This window comes from Actinomyces viscosus (genome assembly GCF_900637975.1).
In the GTDB taxonomy this organism is placed as follows: Bacteria; Actinomycetota; Actinomycetes; order Actinomycetales; family Actinomycetaceae; genus Actinomyces; species Actinomyces viscosus.
This window is the reverse complement of sequence record NZ_LR134477.1, coordinates 2,767,726-2,788,319: the sequence shown is the minus strand read 5'-3', so window position 1 is coordinate 2,788,319 and position 20,594 is coordinate 2,767,726. Positions and strand designations below refer to the sequence as shown.

General features: G+C 70.6%; 18 protein-coding genes. 14 read left to right on the top strand and 4 right to left on the bottom strand.

What is annotated here, in order from left to right; genetic code table 11:
• The first annotated feature begins 183 nt into the window (after positions 1-183).
• From EL340_RS11870 to EL340_RS11855, 4 genes are all read left to right on the top strand, one after another.
• On the top strand, positions 184-1,233 hold the full coding sequence (locus EL340_RS11870; RefSeq protein WP_232023053.1) for a sensor histidine kinase: 1,050 nt from the start codon (positions 184-186) through the stop codon (positions 1,231-1,233).
• On the top strand, positions 1,230-1,922 hold the full coding sequence (locus EL340_RS11865) for a response regulator transcription factor (RefSeq protein WP_101559211.1): 693 nt from the start codon (positions 1,230-1,232) through the stop codon (positions 1,920-1,922). Before EL340_RS11870 ends, EL340_RS11865 begins: the two co-directional genes overlap by 4 nt.
• Before the next feature lie 433 nt (positions 1,923-2,355).
• The gene (locus EL340_RS11860; protein ID WP_126414729.1) at positions 2,356-3,036 is read left to right on the top strand and encodes a hypothetical protein; all 681 of its coding nucleotides are present in this window, start codon (positions 2,356-2,358) and stop codon (positions 3,034-3,036) included.
• Between the two features lie 104 nt (positions 3,037-3,140).
• Positions 3,141-4,406 carry an SGNH/GDSL hydrolase family protein gene (locus tag EL340_RS11855; RefSeq protein WP_126414728.1) on the top strand — a complete coding sequence of 422 codons (1,266 nt, stop codon included), beginning with the start codon at positions 3,141-3,143 and terminating at the stop codon, positions 4,404-4,406.
• A gap of 126 nt (positions 4,407-4,532) precedes the next feature.
• Here the strand turns inward: EL340_RS11855 and EL340_RS11850 are convergent, their stop codons facing one another.
• From EL340_RS11850 to EL340_RS11835, 4 genes are all read right to left on the bottom strand, one after another.
• Positions 4,533-6,401 carry an alpha/beta hydrolase gene (locus tag EL340_RS11850; RefSeq protein WP_126414727.1) on the bottom strand — a complete coding sequence of 623 codons (1,869 nt, stop codon included), beginning with the start codon at positions 6,399-6,401 and terminating at the stop codon, positions 4,533-4,535.
• A 115-nt stretch (positions 6,402-6,516) separates the two neighbouring features.
• Complete coding sequence (locus tag EL340_RS11845; protein ID WP_126414726.1) at positions 6,517-8,079, bottom strand: MFS transporter; 1,563 nt, start codon at positions 8,077-8,079, stop codon at positions 6,517-6,519.
• Between the two features lie 156 nt (positions 8,080-8,235).
• Entirely contained in the window at positions 8,236-9,102 is an 867-nt protein-coding gene (locus EL340_RS11840; RefSeq protein WP_126414725.1) for an inositol monophosphatase family protein, read from the bottom strand.
• The gene (locus EL340_RS11835) at positions 9,099-10,568 is read right to left on the bottom strand and encodes an amino acid permease (protein ID WP_197722307.1); all 1,470 of its coding nucleotides are present in this window, start codon (positions 10,566-10,568) and stop codon (positions 9,099-9,101) included. The genes EL340_RS11840 and EL340_RS11835 overlap by 4 nt, the downstream gene beginning before the upstream one ends.
• An 80-nt stretch (positions 10,569-10,648) precedes the next feature.
• On the opposite strand from EL340_RS11835, the gene EL340_RS11830 reads away from it, so the two are divergent.
• The 10 genes from EL340_RS11830 to EL340_RS11785 all read left to right on the top strand — a co-directional run bounded on the left by EL340_RS11830 (position 10,649) and on the right by EL340_RS11785 (position 20,593).
• The gene (locus EL340_RS11830) at positions 10,649-12,277 is read left to right on the top strand and encodes a DUF2079 domain-containing protein (RefSeq protein ID WP_126414724.1); all 1,629 of its coding nucleotides are present in this window, start codon (positions 10,649-10,651) and stop codon (positions 12,275-12,277) included.
• 163 nt (positions 12,278-12,440) lie between these two features.
• Positions 12,441-12,836, top strand: coding sequence for a fluoride efflux transporter FluC (locus EL340_RS11825; protein WP_197722306.1), 396 nt, complete (start codon positions 12,441-12,443; stop codon positions 12,834-12,836).
• The gene (locus tag EL340_RS11820; protein WP_126414722.1) at positions 12,833-13,318 is read left to right on the top strand and encodes a fluoride efflux transporter FluC; all 486 of its coding nucleotides are present in this window, start codon (positions 12,833-12,835) and stop codon (positions 13,316-13,318) included. Before EL340_RS11825 ends, EL340_RS11820 begins: the two co-directional genes overlap by 4 nt.
• A 110-nt stretch (positions 13,319-13,428) precedes the next feature.
• Positions 13,429-14,304, top strand: a complete 876-nt coding sequence (locus EL340_RS11815) for a DsbA family protein (protein WP_126414721.1) — start codon at positions 13,429-13,431, stop codon at positions 14,302-14,304.
• A 160-nt stretch (positions 14,305-14,464) separates the two neighbouring features.
• Positions 14,465-15,412: an ROK family glucokinase gene (locus tag EL340_RS11810; RefSeq protein ID WP_126414720.1), complete on the top strand. Its 948-nt coding sequence runs from the start codon at positions 14,465-14,467 to the stop codon at positions 15,410-15,412.
• Positions 15,413-15,594: 182 nt separating this feature from the next.
• Positions 15,595-16,620, top strand: a complete 1,026-nt coding sequence (locus EL340_RS11805) for an iron-siderophore ABC transporter substrate-binding protein (protein WP_126414719.1) — start codon at positions 15,595-15,597, stop codon at positions 16,618-16,620.
• A gap of 25 nt (positions 16,621-16,645) precedes the next feature.
• Positions 16,646-17,689, top strand: coding sequence for a FecCD family ABC transporter permease (locus tag EL340_RS11800; protein WP_232023052.1), 1,044 nt, complete (start codon positions 16,646-16,648; stop codon positions 17,687-17,689).
• Complete coding sequence (locus EL340_RS11795; RefSeq protein WP_232023051.1) at positions 17,686-18,789, top strand: FecCD family ABC transporter permease; 1,104 nt, start codon at positions 17,686-17,688, stop codon at positions 18,787-18,789. The genes EL340_RS11800 and EL340_RS11795 overlap by 4 nt, the downstream gene beginning before the upstream one ends.
• Complete coding sequence (locus EL340_RS11790) at positions 18,786-19,640, top strand: ABC transporter ATP-binding protein (RefSeq protein WP_126414718.1); 855 nt, start codon at positions 18,786-18,788, stop codon at positions 19,638-19,640. Before EL340_RS11795 ends, EL340_RS11790 begins: the two co-directional genes overlap by 4 nt.
• Complete coding sequence (locus EL340_RS11785) at positions 19,637-20,593, top strand: siderophore-interacting protein (protein WP_126414717.1); 957 nt, start codon at positions 19,637-19,639, stop codon at positions 20,591-20,593. Before EL340_RS11790 ends, EL340_RS11785 begins: the two co-directional genes overlap by 4 nt.
• Position 20,594 lies beyond the last annotated feature (1 nt).

Below are 20,594 nucleotides of genomic sequence, written 5' to 3'. Positions count from 1 at the left end.
CACCTTGATTTCTTCGTTACCTCCACCAACAATAAATATGTGCTCCGAGGGAATAAGACTGATAGGAACATCAGACAAACGCGGCTTTCATGGCCGTCCTCGGAGGACTGGCAGTACGCATCAGCTCAGCCCTGGCTGTACGTCGCGGTAGCGGTGGTCTTCGGGACGGCGAACCTCATCCTCATGCTGACTCTGCGGGGCTCGGTCGTTCCGGAGCGGATCGTCTTCCTGACGCTGGCGCTCCTGACAACGACGGTGACGCCCCTGCGCCCCCGCCTCGGATCGATCGGCTACCTCATCGTGTGGATAGCACTCGCCTTCGCCCCTGTCGCTGAGACCGGGGACCTGGCCATCACCAACGCCGTCTCCGCCTTCCTCATGGGCCGCTTTCTCCCCCTGAGGCTCGCTGCCTCCCTCGCCCTCACCCCACCCGTCATCGTGCTGCTAGCCACCGGGGACGGCGCGTACTTCGCTTCCATGCTGTTTGACCTCGTTATTGCACTTCCAGCAGGACTCCTGGTCCGCGTCACCGTGAACTCCTGGCGCAGCGAGGTCTCCGCGGTGTCCGGGCAGCTGGAGGCCATCCGCAACGAGGTGGCCCGGGAGATGCACGATCTCGTCGCCTACTCCATGTCCCAGACGGCCCTACGGGCCAAGCTGGCCGCCAGCAAGGAGCTCTCCCCCGACCGTGCTCGCGAGGAGTTCGCCGCCATCGAGGCCACCGCCGCTGACGCGCTCCACGAGCTCCGCCTCATTCTGCGCGCCCTGCGCCGCAACGACAGCGACGACGACAGCGCCGAGGGCGGACTGGGCACGGTGACCACGGATCTGGAGGGCGCCGTGCGGGCCATCGTCGACGACCTCTCCGCCTCCGGGTTCTCCGTCACCTTCCAGTGCACCGCCACGGCGCCCTGCAGCCGTCTCCAGGCCACCACCCTGTCCCGGGTCTGCCGTGAGATGGGGGCCAACGTCCTGCGTCATGGCGACCCGCGCCGCCCGGTGACCGCCTCCCTCATCCAGAGCGAGAGCAAGGTGCACCTGGTGATGACCAACGGGGTTTCCGCGACGCACGATCTGCCCTCATCCGGCGCCGGAATCCTCGGCATGCGCGAACGCGTCACCGCTATCGGAGGCACGCTGGAGACCATGGAGGAGAATATGACCTGGATGGTCTCCGCCACCGTGCCCTCCCTGCCGACCACGAGCCCTGCCCCCTTGGAGGAACTGCCATGATCCGCATCGGTATCGCCGACGACGACCCCTTGGTACGCCGCACCCTGGCCCGACTGCTCTCCACCGAGGAGGGCATCTCCGTGGCCTGGACGGCTCAGGACGGCCAGGAGGCCCTGGACCTGATCCACTCCACCGAGACGGAGCCGGTCCAGGCCGTCCTCCTCGACGTCCAGATGCCCCGGCTCGACGGCCTCACGCTGGCGAAGACCCTCCATGAGGAGAACCCCGAGCTGGCCATCATCATCCTGAGCACGCTCATCGCCGACTCGATCTCGAACGAGGCCTTCGCCGCCGGTGTCCGCGGCTTCGTGGCCAAGGAGGACGACGTCGACGCCCTGGCCGGCGCCATCAAGCAGGCGGTGGCGGGCAACATCGTCCTCACCCCTAAGTCCTCGGCAGTGCTCAGCGAGCGCCTTCAACCCACCTCGCCCGGCTCCGGGAGCACCACCCCGCCCTCCTTCAGCAGAAAGGAGGCCTCCCCCCTCCCCTTCGGCGTCACCCTGTCCGCCCGCGAGCTGGAGGTCCTGGCACTCATCAGCGAGGCCCTGACCAACAAGCAGATCGCCAACCGGCTGAACCTGAGCGAGGCCACCATCAAGTCGCACGTGTCTGCCATCATCGCCAAGCTCGGCGTCCCGGACCGGGTCGGAGCCGCCGTCTTCGCCATGCAGCACGGCCTGGTCAGCTGAGCGACGCATCGGACTCCGACGAACCGGTGAGGCCGAGTATCCCCTCAGCCCTCCTCGAGGCGAGGTCTCCACCCATCGACTGAGTCGAGGAGCCGATGAATCCCCCACTGGAGCAGGCGAGGCTAGAGCCATCATCAACCACTGCTTCTGAAAGGCCCCTCGTCTTGTTCACCTTCTCCTTCGCCTCCTTCGCCGCACTGCTTCCCTTCAAGATTGTGGGCGAGAAGAAACCCTACTGGTCTTAAAGACCTAGCGGCGGCCCTGACCCCAACGCGGGTGAGGGCCGCCCTTGCCGTCCCCCCTCCTTCGGCCCACTGACCCGATCGGAGGATCCCCTCGCGATACGCATGCCGATGAAATAAGGGAAAGAGCCCCAGGCATTCGACCCGCACGAGCACCCCGGCAGCACCACGACACCCCCAGGAGGTGACCGATGACCGACTCCCCCACCCCCTCCACGCCTCAACCGCTCCTGAGCGCCTCCTCATACTGCGCACTGATCGCCGCCGACACGGCCGAGGCGGCAACCCTCCGCCGGCTCATCGCCGACTCCCAGGGCACGACCCTCGCCATCGACACCTCCCCTCAGGACGCCGTCGAGCTGCGCACGGACCCCGCCTCCCAGCAGACGCCCGCGGCGCAGGTCTCCCCCATCAAAACCGCGAGCCGCGACTGGCTACTCAGGACAGACGACTCCTCCCACGGCCTCGCTGACGGCGTCACCAGCATTCTGCTGCCGGCCGGCACGATCACCGAACCGACGGACAAGGAGCGTGAACAGCTCATCGAGCACGCGGCCGACCTCCTTCCCCCCGATGGTCAGCTGATCGTCTCCGCCCAGCACGTCGTCGGCAACGGATTACTGTCGGAGACCTGGCGGCTTCCCGATGGCTGCCTCATCACGGAGAACGCCGACCCGGCATCCGGGCTGCGGACCGTCACCATGCGGCAGGCCGGGCACTGGTCCACCCTCACCCTTCACCTCGTGACTCCCGCCTGGCTCGCCGAGGCCATCAAACGTCACAGCATGCGCTTGACCTTTCAGTACTCCGAGCCGCACCCCATTCTCACCCGGCACCGGATAGTCATCGTCCGCTCCGTGAAAACCGCCTGACACACCCTCTCACCGGCATAGGCTTGCTCCCGCACGCATTCATCCGCAGTCAAGCTCTCGATTCTCAATCATTTCACACAACCGACAGACTCACCGGAGGCAGCATGCTCGACCACTCCCCCTCTTCCCCCACACCCCGGACAGCGCTGCATGAAACAGCCCGGGCCAGTCGGAGGCGTCGTCGCTGCCTCATCCGGCTGAGCACGCTGGCCTCTGTCGCAGCCCTGGCCTGGACCATCGGCGGCGGCTCACCCGCCCACTCCGCCCCCCAAGGGAACACCTACGTGGCCCTGGGCGACTCCTACGCCTCCGGAGTCGGGGCACCGCCCTACGCCAGTGGCACGGATGTCCAAGGCGGTAACGGGTGCAAACGGGCCGCGGGCGCCTACGCCCACCAAGTGGCCGGCCAGACCGGCAAGACACTCGACTTCGGCGCCTGCGCAGGGGCCCGCACCAAGGACTTCTACCAGCCCGGGAAGGAAGCCGCCCAGCTCAACCACCTGAACGCCTCCACGAGCCTGGTCACCTTCTCCATCGGCGGCAACGACGCCGGCTTCTCCACACTCTTCTCCAAGTGCATCACCGCCGCCCCCTTCACCACCTGCTCCGGCAACAAGGAGGTCTCCGAGCAGGTTGACGGCGCCATCAGCGCCCTGGCCGGCAAGACCACCCGCGCGGGCATCACCAGCTATGACACGCTCGTGGCCGACATCGCCTCCCGCGCCCCGGGCGCAACCGTCGTCGCCGTCGGCTACCCGCGCATGTTCACCCCGCAGGGAGCCGGTCAGGTCCTCCCGGTACCGGGGCGCTGCGAAGGCGTCACCAAGGTGGATCAGCGCTGGATCAACGCCAAGACCAACGAGATCAACGCCGCCGCCAAGGCCGCGGCCCAGCGCCACGGCTACCGGTTCGCCGACCCCTCCGGTTCCTTCGCCGGACACGAGCTGTGTGGCAAGCAGTCCTCCTGGTTCGACGGCCTCATCAACGACGGACGCTTCCACCCCAACGCCGCCGGCCACAAAGCCATCGCCGGCTCCATCATGGGCGTCCTGAAGGAGCAGCCGGCCGCCGCGCAGGAGCTGCCCGCCGCCGCACAGGCGCAGGTGGACAACACGCGCCCCGCAGGTTCCTTCACCCTTGCCCGCAATGGCGACCAGCTGGCCCTGGACGCCTCGGCCTCCACCGACTCCGACGGCACGATCACAAACATCGACTGGTACATCCAGCGCGCTGACGGCTCCGAGGAGATCCTCACCGGGGCCCAGGCCACCGCCACCGTGCCCGCCGATGAGCAGGTCTCCGTCACCGCTGTCATCACTGACAACCAGGGCAAGGAGGACTTCACCACCCAGATCGCCCCCGCCGCCTGAGCCGCCGCGCGTTCCTCCCGGCAGGTCGCCCCTGCGCAGCCCCGGTCGTCGAACGCACACCCTCAGTGACACCAGCGGGCGGGCCGAGTGCACCTCGGCCCGCCCGCTGACTCGTTGGCTACACGCCTACTCGTTGCCGTGGCAGGTCAGGCCCTTCTTGGGCATGGTGCCGGAGACCAGGTAGGCGTCGACGGCGTCGTTGACGCAGGAGGCGTCGCCGCCGTAGGCGGTGTGCCCATTGCCCTCCCAGGTCAGCAGCTGGCCGGAGTCGAGCTGCTCGGCCAGGGACTTCGACCAGGCGTACGGGGTGGCCGGGTCCCCGGTGGTTCCCACCACGAGGATCGGCGCAGCCCCGCGGGCATGGATCTGCGTGGGCTTGCGGGTCCCGTTGTGCCCCCACACGCTACACACCAGGTCCATCCCGACCGCGGTGTTCCCGAAGACCGGGGCCTCACGCCGGGCCTGCTCGTACTGCGCGGCCCAGGTCGTCTTGTCGCCCTCCACCGGGTAGTCCAGGCAGGTGACGGCCTGGAAGGCTCCGCCGCCGTCATCCTTCGAGGAGGTGTCCTGCTCCTCGGAGGCCACGAAGGCTGAGCCGTCGCGGTGGTTGATGGCCTGGTCGAGGGCCTTGTTCAGGGGCTCCCAGTTCTGCTCGGTGGTGTAGAGGTACTCGCTCAGGGCGGTGACGATGTCCGCGCCGGTCACGGTGCGGTTCGGGTCACCGGTCGCCAGGGGCGTGCTGTTGGCGGAGGTGATGAGGTCGCGGATCTGCTGGACTCCGGCGTCGGTGCCCCCGCTCAGCGGGCAGCCGGTGGACTTCTGGCAGTAGTCCACGTAGGTGCGCAGCGCCTGCTCGAAGCCCTTGGCCTGCCCCAGTCCCTGCTCGGCGAAGGACAGAGAGGGGTCGATGGCGCCGTCGAGCACCATGCGCCCCGTGTTGCCGGGGAAGGTCTCGGCGTAGACGGTGGCGAGGTAGGTGCCGTAGGAGAAGCCCAGGTAGTTCAGCTTCTCCTGGCCGGCCACCGCCCGCAGGATGTCGAGGTCCCGGGCTGCGGAGACGGTGTCGACGTGGTCGAGCAGGGCGGCGGGCTCGGTGTTGGCGGCGCACTTCTCGGTCAGCTCCTGGAAGGACTGCCGGGTCGACTCCGCCCACTCCTCGTAGGAGTCGCCGTCCGAAGCGGCCTCGGCGGAGGCCTCCGCGGAGGGCTCAGTGCCTGCCGACGGCGTGCCCGAAGCCGACGGCGAGGCCGTGGCCCCAGCCGAGGCGGAGGGCTCAGCGGTGCCGGAGGATGAGTCGTCGTCGCTGGAGCAGGTGATGGCCGTGGAGGAGCCGACCCCGCGCGGGTCGAAGCCGATGATGTCGTAGGCCTCGAGCAGATCGGGACTGAAGGCGTTGCCCGCCCGCTCGGCGAAGGAGACCCCGGAGTCGCCGGGACCACCGGGGTTGATGAACAGAGCTCCCTGGGCGTGGCCACCGGTGGCGGCGCGCTTCTTCACGGCGATCGAGATGGTCTCGCCCTTGGGATTGGCGTAGTCCAGGGGGACGGTGATGACGGCGCAGCTGAAGGTGGCCGTGTCGGTCTCCTCCTCGGAGGAGCCGGCCATCCCGGTCGCGCCGTCGGAGCTCGGGGTGGCGGTGGCCTGCGCCGAGGCCGTTGCGGCCGTCGTGGAGGCGCTCGCCTGGGCGGTCTTCTCGGAGGCCTTCTCCACGCCGTCGGTGGCGGCGCAGGGGTACCAGGTGACGGCCTGGCGGTAGAAGGACTCCAGGCCGGAGGGAATCGGGCCCGCGACGGTGGCCGAGCCGCCCGCTGCGGGGGCCAGTCCCGTCCCGCAGGCGCTTAGGCATCCGCCGACGAGGACCGCCAGGGCACTGATGCCCGTGCGACGACGGCGCGGTGCGCCGCCTGTCATCGAGGACTGCGCGGACGTCTGCGCCGCGCTGGCGCGCCCTGAATCGACCGGACGCCGCCTTAGTGTTCTTGTCATGCGCGGCATCTTACGAAGGCCACCTGTGTCCCCCATATGCCCGGCGTGTTCGTCGGGTAAGTCACGCGGTCGTACCCTGAACCCTCGACCTCGAGGCATAACCCTCGACAGCGCGGGAGCACGATCACGAGGCGAACAGGTGCGAGACCTCTCGCTTCTGGCGCCGTCCGGGGACGGTCAGGGCCAGGTGGATCGCGATGGCGAGCATCACCGCGGCCCCCACCCCCAGGCTGACGCTGAGCCCCGCATCCGTGGCGGAGCGGACCAGCGGTGCCAGGTGGGAGCGCATCCCTGCCGGCGTGGCGGTGGGCCATCCGTCCAGGGCCCGCAGCCCCTTGCCGGAGGCCACCAGGGAGATGAGACGCTCCCGATCCGCAGTCCGCCCCAGGACACCGATCTGCGGGGCCATCGTCATCACGCTCCGGATGACGCGCTCATAGCTCACACCCATGACCGCGACCCCCATGACGATGCCGAGCTGCCGAGCGGAGGCGGAGAATCCTGAGGTCATCCCCGCGGTGTCCTCATCGGCCGAGGAGACCGCCAGCTGGTTGACGATCGTCCCGGTGGCCCCGGTGGCGGCCCCCGCCAGGACGAGCCCGGGAATGAGGACCAGCCAGGTACTCGAACCGCGCAGGAGCATGAGCAGGCAGGAGCCGACGACGCCGCCCAGCACGATTCCCAGCAGGCTCGCCCTGGCTCCGTGGCGTCTGACCGCTCCCCCGCAGGTGGCGGCCACGATGAGGGCGGAGGCGCTGAAGGGCAGGAAGCACAGTCCGGTCTGGGCGGGGGTGAGCCGGTAGATGTTCTGCGCGTACAGGGACAGGAAGGCCATTGGCCCGATGAGGGCCGCCTGGATGATGAAGCCGACCAGGACGCTGCCGGCGTAGGTGGGTTCGGTGAGGATCGAGACGTCGACCATGGGGCTGGCCGATCGTCTCTCGACGAGGCAGAACGCGGCGAGCAGCACCGCCGAGCCGGCCAGCAGGGAGACGATCACGGGCGAGGCCCATCCCCACGTGTTGCCCTGGAGGAGCGCCAGTGTGAGCGCCCCCGTCATGGCGACGCACAGCACCGTGCCCGGCCAGTCGACCTTCCTGGATGCCGCCTTGCCCGCGGCGCCGCCCCGGTCCGCGCCGACCTCGGGAACCCAGCGCGATCCGAGCCAGACCGCCAGGCCCACCGGGACGTTGACCCAGAAGATCGAGCGCCAGCCCGCCATCAGCACGAGCCCTCCGCCAAGGAGCGGTCCCAGGGCGATCGCCGCACCGGAGACCGCGCCGTAGACACCGATCGCCCGCGCCCGGGCGGGGCCGGCCTGGTAGCGGTCCGAGATCATGGGGACGCCGACGCCCAGGAAGATCGCGCCACCGACCCCCTGAATGAAGCGGCTCCAGTCCAGGACACCGACCGACGGTGCCAGCGCGCAGACCAGGGAGCCGGCCGTGAACAGGACAACGCCCCAGCGGAAGAGGCGCAGCCGCCCGACCGATCCGCTCAGCGTCGCCGCCGACATGAGGAGTGTCCCCAGCGGCAGGGTGTAGGCGTTGACCACCCACTGGAGCTCGCTCAGCGACGCCCCCAGCGCGGCCCCCATGTCAGGCAGCGCGACGGAGACGACCGTGACGTCCAGGACGTTCATGAAGCTGGCGGTGCAGATCAGCAGCAAAACGAGTGTCTGCCTCACATGGCGCACCTTTCGCGAGGGTTCCCGGGTGGTGGCACGCGCCCCCAGACCTAAACGACCGCCACACAGATTAACACCGGGGCGACCACCTGTGCGCAGTGCTCATCCGGCTGCACGACCGCACGAAGGCAAGCACCTGGCCCGCCGCAGCGAGCCTCAGGCCCCGACGGCGCGCAGGTGCCCCAGCACCTCGGCGTGGGCGGTCGGGGTGCCCACGAGGAGCGAGCCGGCGCGGCGCACGTCGAAGGGCGCCCCGTCCATCCGGGTCAGGACCGCGCCGGTCTCGGTGCACAGCAGCGCACCGGCCGCGACGTCCCAGGGCTGGAGCCGCGGCTGGGCATAGGCGACCGCGCCGCCCGCGGCCACCTCCGCCATCTCCAGGGCGGCCGCCCCGTAGCAGCGCATGCCGCGCGAGGCCTCGATGGCCTGGCCGATGCCCGCATCCTGCGTGAGCTGGTAGTGGGTGATGAGCATGCCCTCACTCAGGGGCAGGTCCTCCAGCCGCTCCAGGGCCCGCAGCGCCGCGTCGTCGGTGCCCGCCGACCCCGCCAGAAGCGGCTGCACCCATGCGCCCCGCCCGCGGATGGCCGTGTAGAGCCGGCCCGCCACGGGGTCGGCGAGGACGGCGAGCGTGGGCACGCCGTCGTCGACCAGCGCCAGGGAAATGGCCCAGTCGCGGTGGGTGGCCACGTAGTTGAGGGTCCCGTCGATGGGGTCGAGCACCCAGGCCCGCCCGCGGTAGGTCTCGAAGTCCTCGACACGGTGCGCCTCCTCACCGTGGATGGGGACGCCCGTGGCCTCCAGATGGCCGGCGATGCGCTCCTCGACGCCGCGATCGACCTGGGTGACCAGGTCGTTGCGGTGGGCCTTGGCCTCGATGCGCAGCTCCTCACCCGGGTCCAGGGCGAAGGCGGCCGCCTGGCGGACCGCAGTCACCCCGCGGGCGAGCAGCTCCTCCAGGCAGGCCGACGACGTCGGCCCGACCGACGGCTCCGGTGTCACTGACCCACCACCGGCACTCACGACTGGAGCTCCTGCTGCCTGGCGAGCCGGCGGCTGTGGACGAGCCAGGCCACGCCCAGCACCACCAGCCACAGGGGCGAGGCGAAGACCGCGATGCGGGTGTCGTGGGCCTGAGTGAGGGTCCAGATGACGAAGGCGAAGAAGCCCAGGCACAGCCAGGCCGCCCCACGCTCACCGGGCAGGCGGAAGGTGCTGGCGCGGTGAAGCTCGGGCCGCAGGGTGAGGAACCGCAGGTAGCTCACGACAATGACGCACCACACGAGGATGAACAGGACGCTGGCCACCGTGGTCACCGTCGTGAAGGCCGCGATGATGGACTTGGAGGTGTAGAGCAGCGGGATCGAGGTGAGCAGACTGGCGCAGGTGACGGCCAGGGACACACCCGGCACCGAACGGGCCGTCAGCTTGCGGAAGACGTGAGGGGCGTTGTCCGCCCAGGACAGGCCGAAGAGCATCCGGGAGGTGGAGTAGACCCCGGAGTTGGCCGACGACGCCGCGGCCGTGAGCACCACGAAGTTGACGACGCTGGCGGCCACGCCCAGCCCCGCCAGGGCGAACATGGCCACGAAGGGGCTCTCCTTGGGGTCGATCTCCTGCCACGGGGTGACCGCCATGATGGCCGCGAGCGCCCCGAGGTAGAACAGGACGATGCGCACGGGAATGGCGTTGATGGCCCGGGGCAGGGTGACCTCGGGGTCCTTGGCCTCGGCGGCGGCGGTCCCCACGAGCTCGGTGCCCACGAAGGCGAAGATGGCGATCTGGAAGGCCCCGAAGAATCCGCTCAGACCGTTGGGGAACAGGCCACCGCTCCAGATGTTGGCCAGCTGCGCCTGGGCGCCGTTGGGTGCCGTGAAGCCGCGCAGCACCATGATGATGCCGACGACGACGAGCGCCATGATGGCCACGATCTTGATGATGGAGAACCAGAACTCGATCTCCCCGAAGGCCTTGACGGTGGCGAGGTTGAGGCTGAACAGCAGCGCCACGGTCACCACCGGCGTGACCCACAGCGGCAGGTCCGGCCACCAGTACCCCACGTAGCCGGTGATGACGATGACCTCGGCCACGGCCGTCACCAGCCAGCACACGTAGTAGGTCCAGCCCACGAAGAAGCCGGCCCACGGCCCGATGAGGTCGTGGGCGACGTCGGCGAAGGACTTGTAGGACAGGTTGGACAGGAGCACCTCGCCCAGGGCCCGCATGACCAGGAAGAGGACGGCGCCGATGACGGCATAGACGAGGAACACACCGGGACCGGCCAGGGAGATCGTCTTTCCCGAGCCCATGAACAGCCCGGTTCCGATCGCCCCGCCGATGGCGATGAGCTGGACGTGACGGTTGGTCAGGTGGCGCTGGAGCTGCGGCTCGGCGTCGTGCTCCACCAGTTCTTCGAGGTCAGGCCGCTGATGCGGCGCTGAGGAGTCGGCCGCCGGGCTGGATTCGGCGGGCTGCGGCGTCTGGGACATCTCGTCTCCTGATCGTGGGTGACGCATTGAGCCTAGCGGTACCAGGTTCATCCCGGATTCACACGGGTAGGCTCTGCGCCGTGAACCTCAAGGACCAGATCCGCCACTCGATTCCGGCCGCGCTCGTCGTCGTCATCGGCGCCTGGGTGATGATCTACTACTCGGTCGTCCAGTGGCAGACGATGAAGCAGGTGCCCAGCTGGGACCTGGCGATCTTCTCCGAGCTGGCCAAGGCCTACGCCCACCTCCAGGCCCCGATCGTGCCGGTCAAGGGCGACGGCTTCAATCTCCTGGGTGACCACTTCCACCCGATCCTCATTCTGCTGGGGCCGATCTGGCGGCTCTTCCCCACGCCCCTGAGCCTGCTCGTCACCCAGGACCTGCTGCTGGCGGTCTCGGCCTGGCCCCTGACCCGTCTGGCCACCCGGCTGACGAATCAGTGGGTGGGCGGCGCGCTGGGCTTCGTCTACGTCCTGTCGTGGGGGATGCAGGGGGCCGTGGCGGCGCAGTTCCACGAGATCGCCTTCGCGATGCCGATGCTGGCCTTCGCCTCGGTGGCCTTCGTGGAGCGGCGCTGGGTGGCGGTGACGGCATGGTCGGCGCCCCTGGTCCTGGTCAAGGAGGACATGGGGCTGACGGTTCTCATGATCGGCGTGGCGGTCATCCTCACCTCGATGGTCCCGGCCTGGTACCGCAGCTGCACCGTCGGCGAGCCCGGCGGCGCCGACGAGGCCCGCAACCGGACCCGGGGGATCAAGCTGGGCGTGGGCATGATCGTGGGAGGCGTCGCGGCCTTCCTCTTCTCCATCCTCGTGTTCCTGCCGGCCTTCAACATCAACGGGGTCTGGGACTACGGGCTGAGCTCGGAGAACAAGCCCACCGCCCCCGACGCCCTGGTCCAGAAGGCCAAGGTCGTCGTCATGCTGGTCCTCACCAGCGGCGTCGTCGGGCTGACCTCGCCCTGGCTGCTGGTGGTCCTGCCGACGCTGGCCTGGCGGTTCCTGGGGTCGGTGGACTTCTACTGGGTGTGGGACAACTGGCACTACAACGTCACCCTCATGCCCATCGCGATCGGGGCGCTGCTCGACGTCGTCGCCCGCCGCCGCGCGCACGGCGCCTACCTGGCCGGCCGGCCCGTCAGGGACGTGGGGGTCGACGGCCGGGCCGTCCCCGAGCCCCGGGCCGAGGCCGCCGGCAACGCCGGCTCCGCTGGGAAGGGCGGCGCTGCCGGCCCGCGCAGGCGCCCGATCTCCTTCCCCACCTGGCTCACGGTGCCGCTGCGGCACCGCTACGTGGCTGCGGCGAGCATCCTGACCGTGGTGGTCACCGGCGTGCTGTCCGCTCCCTACCTGCCGCTGTGGAAGGCCACCGACCAGAACTTCAACACGCCCAACGCGCAGACGAAGAAGGAGGACCCCGAGGCGCGGCGGGTGGCCACCGCCCGCGAGGTCATCGCCACCATCCCGGAGGGGTCCACGGTGGTCACCGACCTGTCGATGCTGGCCTACCTGGTGCCGCGGGCCGAGGTCTCCTGGATGGGAACGAGCGGCCCCGACAAGGAGTACGTCGTCATGAACCGCAACGGCGGCGGCAACCAGTGGAACACCACCGACGCCGCCGCCTGGGGCGAGCAGCACTCCCAGCAGGGGGCGAGCTACACCGTCATCTACAACAAGAACGGCTTCCAGATCGCCAAGTGCAATGGCTGAGGCGGAGGCCGAACCGCCTGGGACCGAACCGCCTGGGGCCGAGCCCGGACCCGGCCTCAGGAGCCAGTCCGGCCCGGGGCACGCTCCGAGGCCGCCCACGTCGCCGGTTGCCGGGCCGGCCGGTGCGCCAGTCCTCCCCTCAAAGGGCGGGCGGGGTCCGTCGGTGGTCGGCTCGCTGGCGCTGGTCGCCGCGGGTGGCTGCGCCGGAACCCTGGCGCGCGCGGCCCTCGAACGAGCCTGGCCCGCCGCCCCCGGCCACCTGCCGACGACGACGCTGGCCATCGACCTCATCGGCGCCCTGGCCCTGGGGCTGCTGCTCGGGGCGCTCGGTCAGCGACACCCCCGCCTGCGACTGGTCCTGGGCACGGGGGTGCTGGGCGGGCTGACGACGCACTCGACCTTCATCCTGGAGAGCCACCGGCTCCTGACCTCCGGTGGGCGAGCCGGCCACCCGGCCCTCGGCACCGCCTACCTCCTGGGGTCGATGGCGGCCGGGCTCGCGGCGGCGGCCGTCGGACTGTGGCTGGGCGGCCGCCTGCACCGCCGGGAGGCGCCATGAGTGGGAGCGGAGCCGCCGGGCTGGTGGCGTGGCTGGCCGACTGGCTCCCTGTGGCGCTGGCCGGCGGGGTGGGGGCGGCCTGCCGCTGGAGCGTGGACAGCGGTGTCAACAGATCGGTGAACCGGATGCGTGCAGCCGCCTCGGCGGTCGCCCCGGGGCCCCGCCGTCCCGGGCAGTCCTCGTCAGCGCGAGCGCCCTGGGGCACCGTCGTCGTCAATGTGACGGCCTGCCTCCTCATGGGCCTGCTCGTGGGCTGGGCGGGCAGCACGCCGGATCCCGGGTCCCGGGCGGCCGCGGCGCTGTCCGTCCTGGGGACCGGGTTCCTGGGCGGGTACTCCACCTTCTCCACGGCCTGCGTCGAGGCGGCGCGGCTGCTGCTGGCGGGCAGGTGGGGGCCGGCCCTGATCCATGCCGCCCTCATGACGGCGGCGACCCTGGGCGCCGTCGGGCTCGGACTGGCTGCGGGAGCCGCGCTCCGCTAAACGCGCCGGTCCCCGCATCCTCCTCGAAGAGGACACGAATACGCGTCGTCTTTGCGGAAAACGGTGAGATGCGTGCGGCGGGGCGGTGCTCCTCTGACAGACTCCCTGCCATGAGTGTTCAGTCGCCTTCTCCGACGCCGACGCGGTCGAGGAGCAACCGCGCCACGGTGGTCGTCCTCGTGGTCATCGCCGTCATCCTGGTCGTCATCGCCGCACTGCTGCTGCAGAACGTCGCCTCCCGGCACCGTCAGGGCACCGCCGCCACCAGCTCGGCCGGCAGCGACGGCTCGGCCACAGCCGTCCCCGAGCCCACACCGGCGCCTCCGGTGCCCGACCAGCAGACCCTGGAACTCATCCACTCCGAGACCCACCGCAACCCCGCCGACGCCCAGGCCCGGGGCAGGGTCGACGCCCCGGTCGTCATGGTGGTCTACTCCGACTTCGCCTGCCCCTACTGCACCCAGTTCGCCCAGAACGTGGAGCCCGAGCTCGCCGACCTGGTGGACCAGGGAACCCTGCGCATCGAGTGGCGCGACCTGGCCCAGATCAGCCCCACCTCGCCCCTGGCCGCCCAGGCCGGTCGGGCCGCCGCCAAGCAGGGCAGGTTCTGGGAGTTCCACGACGCCGTCTACGCCGCCGCCGACCCCCAGGGCCACCCGGAGTACACCGAGGACTCGCTGGTCACCCTCGCCCGCAAGGCCGGGGTGGCGGCCATCGAGCAGTTCCGCACCGACATGAACGCCCCCGAGACCGTCGCCGCGGTCATCGAGGCCACCAACCACGCCCACTCGATCGGCATCACGGGCACCCCGTTCATGATCGTGGGCGAGACCTTCATCAGCGGGTACAAGGACGCCGACTACATGAAGGCCGTCATCAACAGCCAGGCCGCCAGGGCCAAGACCTCGGCAACGGCCTCAGCAACAGCCTCCGCACCCGCCAGGACCTCCACGGCGCCGGCCGCCTCGTCCGCCGCAACGCGCTGACGACGGTCAATCGGGCATCAATCGGGCTCTGCGTCCCCCGACTCACCACCACGGCGGGCCGGGGGACGTTATTCTTCCACTACTCAACCCGTCGGTCGCTGGACGGTCAGCGACGTGAATGGCAACGTAAACAACGGTCGTTTAACCAAGGAGCGCGAGCATGGCACTGAGCATTGGCGTGGATGTCGGCGGAACGAAGATCGCGGCCGGCGTCGTCGACGACGCCGGACAGGTCCTTCAGACGGTACGGCGCGACTCGCCTGCCGCCAACCGCCAGGCGATCATCGACACGATCACCACAGTGGTGCGCCGCCTGCGCGAGGACTTCCCGGAGGCGGCCACCGTGGGCATCGGGGCGGCCGGATTCGTCTCCTCCGACCGCAACACGATGGCGCACGGCACCAACCTGGACTGGACCGGGATGCGGATCGGCGACGTCGTCTCCGACGGCGTGGGCCTGCCCGTCGTCGTCGAGAACGACGCCAACGCCTTCGGCTGGGCGGAGTCCCGTTTCGGGGCGGCCCGGGGCAGGCGCAACGCCCTCATCGTCGCCATCGGCACCGGCGTGGGCGGGGCGATCATCGTCGACGGGCACCTCCTGCGCGGGGCGGCCGGATTCGGCGGGGAGATCGGGCACATCAACGTCGTTCCCGGCGGGCGCCCCTGCGGCTGCGGCCTGCGCGGGTGCCTGGAGCGCTACAGCGCCGGCACGGCCCTGGGCGTCAACGGCTGGGAGCTGGCGCAGTTCCGCCCCGCGTACGCAGCCCGCATCATCGAGCTCTCCGGCGGCGACCCGGAGCACATCTCCGGCAAGGCCGTCACGGCCGCCGCCCGCGAGGGGGACCCGGCCGCTCTGGAGTGCTACGAGCAGCTCACCCACTGGCTGGGGGTGGGGCTGGCGGACATGTGCGCGCTGCTGGACCCCGAGGTCATCGTCATCGCCGGGGGCCTGGCCGAGGCCGGGGAGATCCTGCTGACCCCCACCCGCAAGGCCTTCGCCGCCAACCTCACCGCGGGCGGCAACCGTCCCACCATCCCGGTGGTCCTGGCGGAGGGCGGCCAGGAGGCCGGGCTCGTCGGCGCCGCGGACCTCGCCCGCCAGCCCTGACAGGCCCGGCACCACCCGGCACCACCGGCCAGCAGCCGCTCACCACCGCCTCCGGATGACCTGACACGGCGTCAGCGTGGCCTACTCCACCAACCGCCCTGTTGTTAGGTGTGCCTTGCCTCGGTTAACGTCGCCATATTCGTCCGATCTCTCCTGATCGGCCCTTAAGAGAAGAGGCCTTCGTGACCGTCTCCCGCAAGTCATTCATCCTGGGTACCGCTGCCCTGTCCTCCACGGCGCTTCTGGCGGCCTGCGGCCGTTCGAGCGGCTCATCCGGCGCCTCCGGAAAGACCATCTCGATCAAGCACGTCTACGGCACCACCGAGGTTCCCGAGGGCGCCACCAAGATCGCCACCCTGGCGTGGGCCAACCAGGACGTCCTCCTGGCACTGGGCATCATGCCGGTCGGCTTCTCCAAGCAGGACTGGGGCGTGACCGACGGCTCCGGCATGCTGCCCTGGACCAAGGAGAAGGTCGACGAGATGGTCTCCAAGGGCGCCGCGCAGCCCAAGCTCTTCGACGAGACCGGCGGCACCCCCTTCGAGGAGATCAGCGCCACCAAGCCCGAGGTCATCCTGGCCGCCTACTCCGGCATCACCAAGGAGGACTACGACAAGCTGAGCAAGATCGCCCCCACCGTGGCCTACCCGAAGATCGCCTGGGGCACGCCCTGGCGCGAGACGATCACGATCGACGCCACCGCCGTCGGCAAGAAGACCGAGGGCGAGAAGCTCGTGGCCGACCTGGAGAAGCAGGTGGCCGACGCCGTCGCCCAGTACCCGCAGATCAAGGGCAAGGCCGCCGCCTTCTGCTACACCGCCGAGGGCGACGCGACCACGTTCGGCTTCTACACCACCGCCGACCCGCGTACCGCCTTCCTGTCCGACCTGGGGATGACGGTGCCGGCCTCCGTGGAGAAGGTCTCCAAGGAGAGCTCCTCGGCCTTCAACGTGGACGTCTCCGCCGAGAACGCGGACTCGCTCAACGACTTCGACCTCATCGTCATGTACGGCACCGAGTCCGACCTGGCCGCCCTGCAGGCCAACAGCCTCCTGAGCCAGGTGCGCGCCATCAAGAACGGCGCCGTCGCCTTCGTGGGCGACAACGACCCGCAGGCAGCCTCCGCCAACCCCACCCCGCTGTCGATCCCGTGGGGGATCGACAAGTACGTGGAACTCATCGCCGCGGCGGCCGACAAGGTCCAGTGAGCACCCCGGCAAGCGCCCCACCCCAGTGAGTACCTCAACAGCTCAAGCGGTTACGGGCACCGGCGCCGGCAGGCAACTGCGCCGGTGCCTGGCCGCCCTGGCGCTCCTGACGGCCCTGGCCGTCATCGCCGCCCTGTGCTCGATCGCCTTCGGCTCCCGGATCGTGGGGTTCGGGGAGATCGTCGGCGGCCTGACCGGCTCGCGCTCCGACATCGGCGCGCTGGTGGTCGCCGAGCGCGTGCCGCGCACCGTCGTCGCCCTCGTGGCCGGGGCGGCCCTCGGGGTCTCGGGCGCCCTCATGCAGGCGGTGACCCGCAACCCGATCGCCGACCCCGGGATCCTGGGCGTCAACACCGGCGCCTCGCTGGCGATCCTCATCGGCGTCGCCTTCCTGGGGATCTCGGGGGCCTCCCAGTTCCTGTGGTTCGCGCTCATCGGGGCGGCCGCCACGGCGGTGCTCGTCTACACCATCGGCTCCCTGGGGCCGGGCGGTCCGACGCCGGTCAAGCTCGCCCTGGCGGGCGTGGCCATGAGTGCGGCCCTGTCCTGCGTCATCAGCGCCGTCATGCTCCCCCTCGCCCAGGGTCTCGACGACTACCGCTTCTGGCAGATGGGCTCGCTGGGGCGCGGCACCTGGGGCTCTCTGACGACGATCGCTCCCTTCCTGGCCGTGGCGACGCTCCTGGCGGTGCTGGTGGCCAGCCCGCTCAACTCCCTGGCGCTGGGCGAGGAGATGGCGATCGGCCTGGGCGTCAACGTCACCCTCACGCGCCTGGCGGCGGCGGGCGCCGGCGTGCTCCTGTGCTCGGCGGTCACGGCCGTCGTCGGCCCCATCGGGTTCGTGGGCCTCATGGTTCCGCACACGGTGCGCATGCTCTGCGGCCCCGACCACCGCTGGCTGCTGCCGCTGTCCGCCCTGTGCGGGGCGGACCTGCTGACCCTGTCCGACGTGCTGGGGCGGATCGTCTCCCGGCCCTCGGCCGCTCTGCCGGTGGCGGTGGTGACCGCCTTCGTCGGCGCCCCCATCCTCATCATGATCGCCCGCGGTGCGAAGGTGCGTGAGCTGTGAGCGCCCGGGACATCAGCGACGTCACCGCCGTCGCCGACGCCGGCAGTGCACCCGCCGTCGGCTCGCTGCGGCCCGGCTTCTCCATCGCCGGGCGCCGACGCCGCACCCTGCGCTTCGCGGGCGTCACCATCGCCCTGACCCTGGTGGTCGCGGCGCTGTGGGTGACCACGGTGATGGTCGGCGAGACCTGGTACGGCCCCGACGAGGTGCTCGGGGTGATCGTCGGCGACTTCGTGCCGGGAGCCTCCTTCGACGTCGGAGAGGTGCGCCTGCCGAGGGCGATCATCGGACTGCTGGCCGGGATGGCCTTCGGGATGGCCGGGACCACCTCCCAGACGATGCTGCGCAACCAGCTCGCCAGCCCCGACATCATCGGCATCACCTCGGGGGCCTCGGCCTCCGCGGTCTTCGCCATCACGGTGCTGGACTGGTCGCCCTCGGGCACCGGCGTCAACGTCCTGGCCGTCACCTGCGGCCTGGCGACGGCGCTCGTCATCTACCTGCTGTCGGGATCGGGGCGCACCCAGGGCGGGCGGCTCATCCTCATCGGCATCGGTGTGGCGGCGATGTTCACCTCCTTCATCTCCTACCTCCAGCTCCAGGGCAACGTGTACAAGGCGGTCGACGCCATGCGCTGGCTGAGCGGCTCACTGGGCTCGGCCGACTGGAACCAGGTGCCGGTCCTGGCCGGGGCGATGGCGGTGTGCGGGGCCCTCCTGCTCGTCGTCGGCCGCGACCTGGGGCCCCTGACCCTGGGCGAGGAGACCGCCACCGGCCTGGGCGTGCCGGTGGACCGAACCCGCCTGGCGCTGGTCATCACGATGGTGGCGTTGTCGGCCTTCGCCACGGCGGCCACCGGCCCCATCGCCTTCGTCTCCTTCCTGGCCGGGCCGATGGTGGCCAGGCTCATCGGGCAGACCGACCGCAGCCTCCTGGTGCCGGCGGCGCTCATGGGCGCGGTCATCGTGCTGGGCTGCGACCTGGTGGCCCGCAACCTGCTGCCCACCAGCCTGCCCGTGGGCGTGGTCACCGGCCTCATGGGCGCGCCCTACCTCATCGGCCAGCTCATCCGCATCAACAGACAGGGCGCCTCCGCATGACCTCCACAGAGACATCCGCAGAGACCTCCACCCCTCCCGCGGTCCCCGAGCTCGCCACCCAGGGGCTGCGCTCCGGGTACGGCCGGCGCGTCGTCGTCGACGGCGTGGACGTGACGATCCCCAGCGGCAGGATCACCGTCATCGTGGGGGCCAACGCCTGCGGGAAGTCGACCCTGCTCAAGACCATGGCCCGGATCCTGGCGCCGGTCGAGGGCCAGGTCCTGCTCGACGGGACGCCCATCGGGCAGATCCCCACCCGGAGGCTGGCGACGCGGCTCGGCCTGCTGCCCCAGCAGCCGATCGCCCCCGAGGGGATCGCGGTGGCGGACCTCGTGGGACGCGGGCGCCACCCGCACCAGTCCATGTTCCGCTCCACGGGCGCCGAGGACCGCCGGATCGTCGAGGAGTCGCTGCTGGCGACCCGCACGGCCGAGCTGGCCGACCGCTCCATCGACGAGCTCTCCGGCGGGCAGCGCCAGCGCGTGTGGATCGCCATGGCCCTGGCCCAGCGCACGCCGGTGCTGCTGCTGGACGAGCCCACGACCTTCCTGGACCTCACCCACCAGGTGGAGGTCCTCGACCTGCTCACCGACCTCAACCGCGAGCGCGGCACCACCGTGGTCATGGTCCTGCACGACATCAACCTCTCGGCCCGCTACGCCGACCACATCATCGCCATGCGCGCCGGCAGGGTCGTGGCCGCCGGTCCCCCGCGGGAGGTGGTCGACGCCGAGCTGGTGTCGACGGTCTTCGACCTGGACTCCGACGTCATCACCGACCCGGTCTCGGGCACGCCCCTCATCCTGCCCAAGGGACGCCACCACGTGCGCGAGGCCGGAGCGCCGGCATGAGCCCTGCCAGGCCCTCCGCCTCGCCGACCTCCCCGTTCCGCTTCTTCCCCGTCACCGTGGCGGCGATCCGGGACGTGACGCCCTCGATGCGGCGCTTCACCTTCGTCGGGGAGGAGCTGGCGCACTTCGCCGACCCGGGCTGGGACCAGCGGATCAAGCTGGTGCTGCCGGCGCCGTCGTCGGGATACGAGCAGCTGCCCGACGGCGAGGACTGGTACGGCCGGCTGCTGAGGCTGCCCGAGGAGCACCGGTGCCCGATCCGCACCTACACGACCCGCTCGGTGCGCTACGACGCCCCAGACCCCGGCGGCGCGTCCAGAGCCCGGGCCGAGGTGGATGTGGACATGGTGGTGCACGATCCGCTGGGGCCGGCCTCGCGCTGGATCCACGCCGCCGGGCCCGGCACCCCGGCGGTGCTGCTGGGCCCGAACCGCCAGTGGGACGGTGAGTCCGGAGGCGTGGACTTCGTGCCGCCGCAGGTGACCGAGTGCTTCCTCCTGGGCGGGGACGAGACGGCGGCGCCGGCGATCGCCCGCATCCTGGAGGACCTGCCGGCCGACGCCCGGGGCATCGCCGTCGTCGAGATGCCCAGTGAGGACGATGCCGCCTACCTGCCCGAGCATCCCGGGATCGAGGTGCGGGTGGCCGGGCGCGGCGGGCGATCGCACGGGGAGGTGCTTGTCGAGGGCGTGCGCCGGGCGGCGGCGGAGCTGTGCCCGGTGGGGGTGCCGCAGGAGGTCGAGGAGATCGACGTCGACCGCGAGCTGCTGTGGGACGTGCCGCGCCACGCCAGGGGCGGGGAGGCGCTCAGGTGCACGAGCCTGTACGCCTGGCTCGCCGGGGAGGCGGCCGCGGTGCGCACGATGCGCCGCCACCTGGTCAGTGAGCGCGGCATCGACCGACGCTCGGTGGCCTTCATGGGCTACTGGCGCCAGGGCCGCGCCGAGGCCTGAG

Excerpts from the sequence above, each read along its gene's own strand:
- EL340_RS11870 (WP_232023053.1), top strand. The coding sequence starts at position 184 with ATGCTGACTCTGCGGGGCTCGGTCGTTCCGGAGCGGATCGTCTTCCTG.
- EL340_RS11865 (WP_101559211.1), top strand. The coding sequence starts at position 1,230 with ATGATCCGCATCGGTATCGCCGACGACGACCCCTTGGTACGCCGCACC.
- EL340_RS11860 (WP_126414729.1), top strand. The coding sequence starts at position 2,356 with ATGACCGACTCCCCCACCCCCTCCACGCCTCAACCGCTCCTGAGCGCC.
- EL340_RS11855 (WP_126414728.1), top strand. The coding sequence starts at position 3,141 with ATGCTCGACCACTCCCCCTCTTCCCCCACACCCCGGACAGCGCTGCAT.
- EL340_RS11850 (WP_126414727.1), bottom strand. The coding sequence starts at position 6,401 with ATGCCGCGCATGACAAGAACACTAAGGCGGCGTCCGGTCGATTCAGGG.
- EL340_RS11835 (WP_197722307.1), bottom strand. The coding sequence starts at position 10,568 with ATGTCCCAGACGCCGCAGCCCGCCGAATCCAGCCCGGCGGCCGACTCC.
- EL340_RS11820 (WP_126414722.1), top strand. The coding sequence starts at position 12,833 with ATGAGTGGGAGCGGAGCCGCCGGGCTGGTGGCGTGGCTGGCCGACTGG.
- EL340_RS11815 (WP_126414721.1), top strand. The coding sequence starts at position 13,429 with ATGAGTGTTCAGTCGCCTTCTCCGACGCCGACGCGGTCGAGGAGCAAC.
- EL340_RS11810 (WP_126414720.1), top strand. The coding sequence starts at position 14,465 with ATGGCACTGAGCATTGGCGTGGATGTCGGCGGAACGAAGATCGCGGCC.
- EL340_RS11790 (WP_126414718.1), top strand. The coding sequence starts at position 18,786 with ATGACCTCCACAGAGACATCCGCAGAGACCTCCACCCCTCCCGCGGTC.
- EL340_RS11785 (WP_126414717.1), top strand. The coding sequence starts at position 19,637 with ATGAGCCCTGCCAGGCCCTCCGCCTCGCCGACCTCCCCGTTCCGCTTC.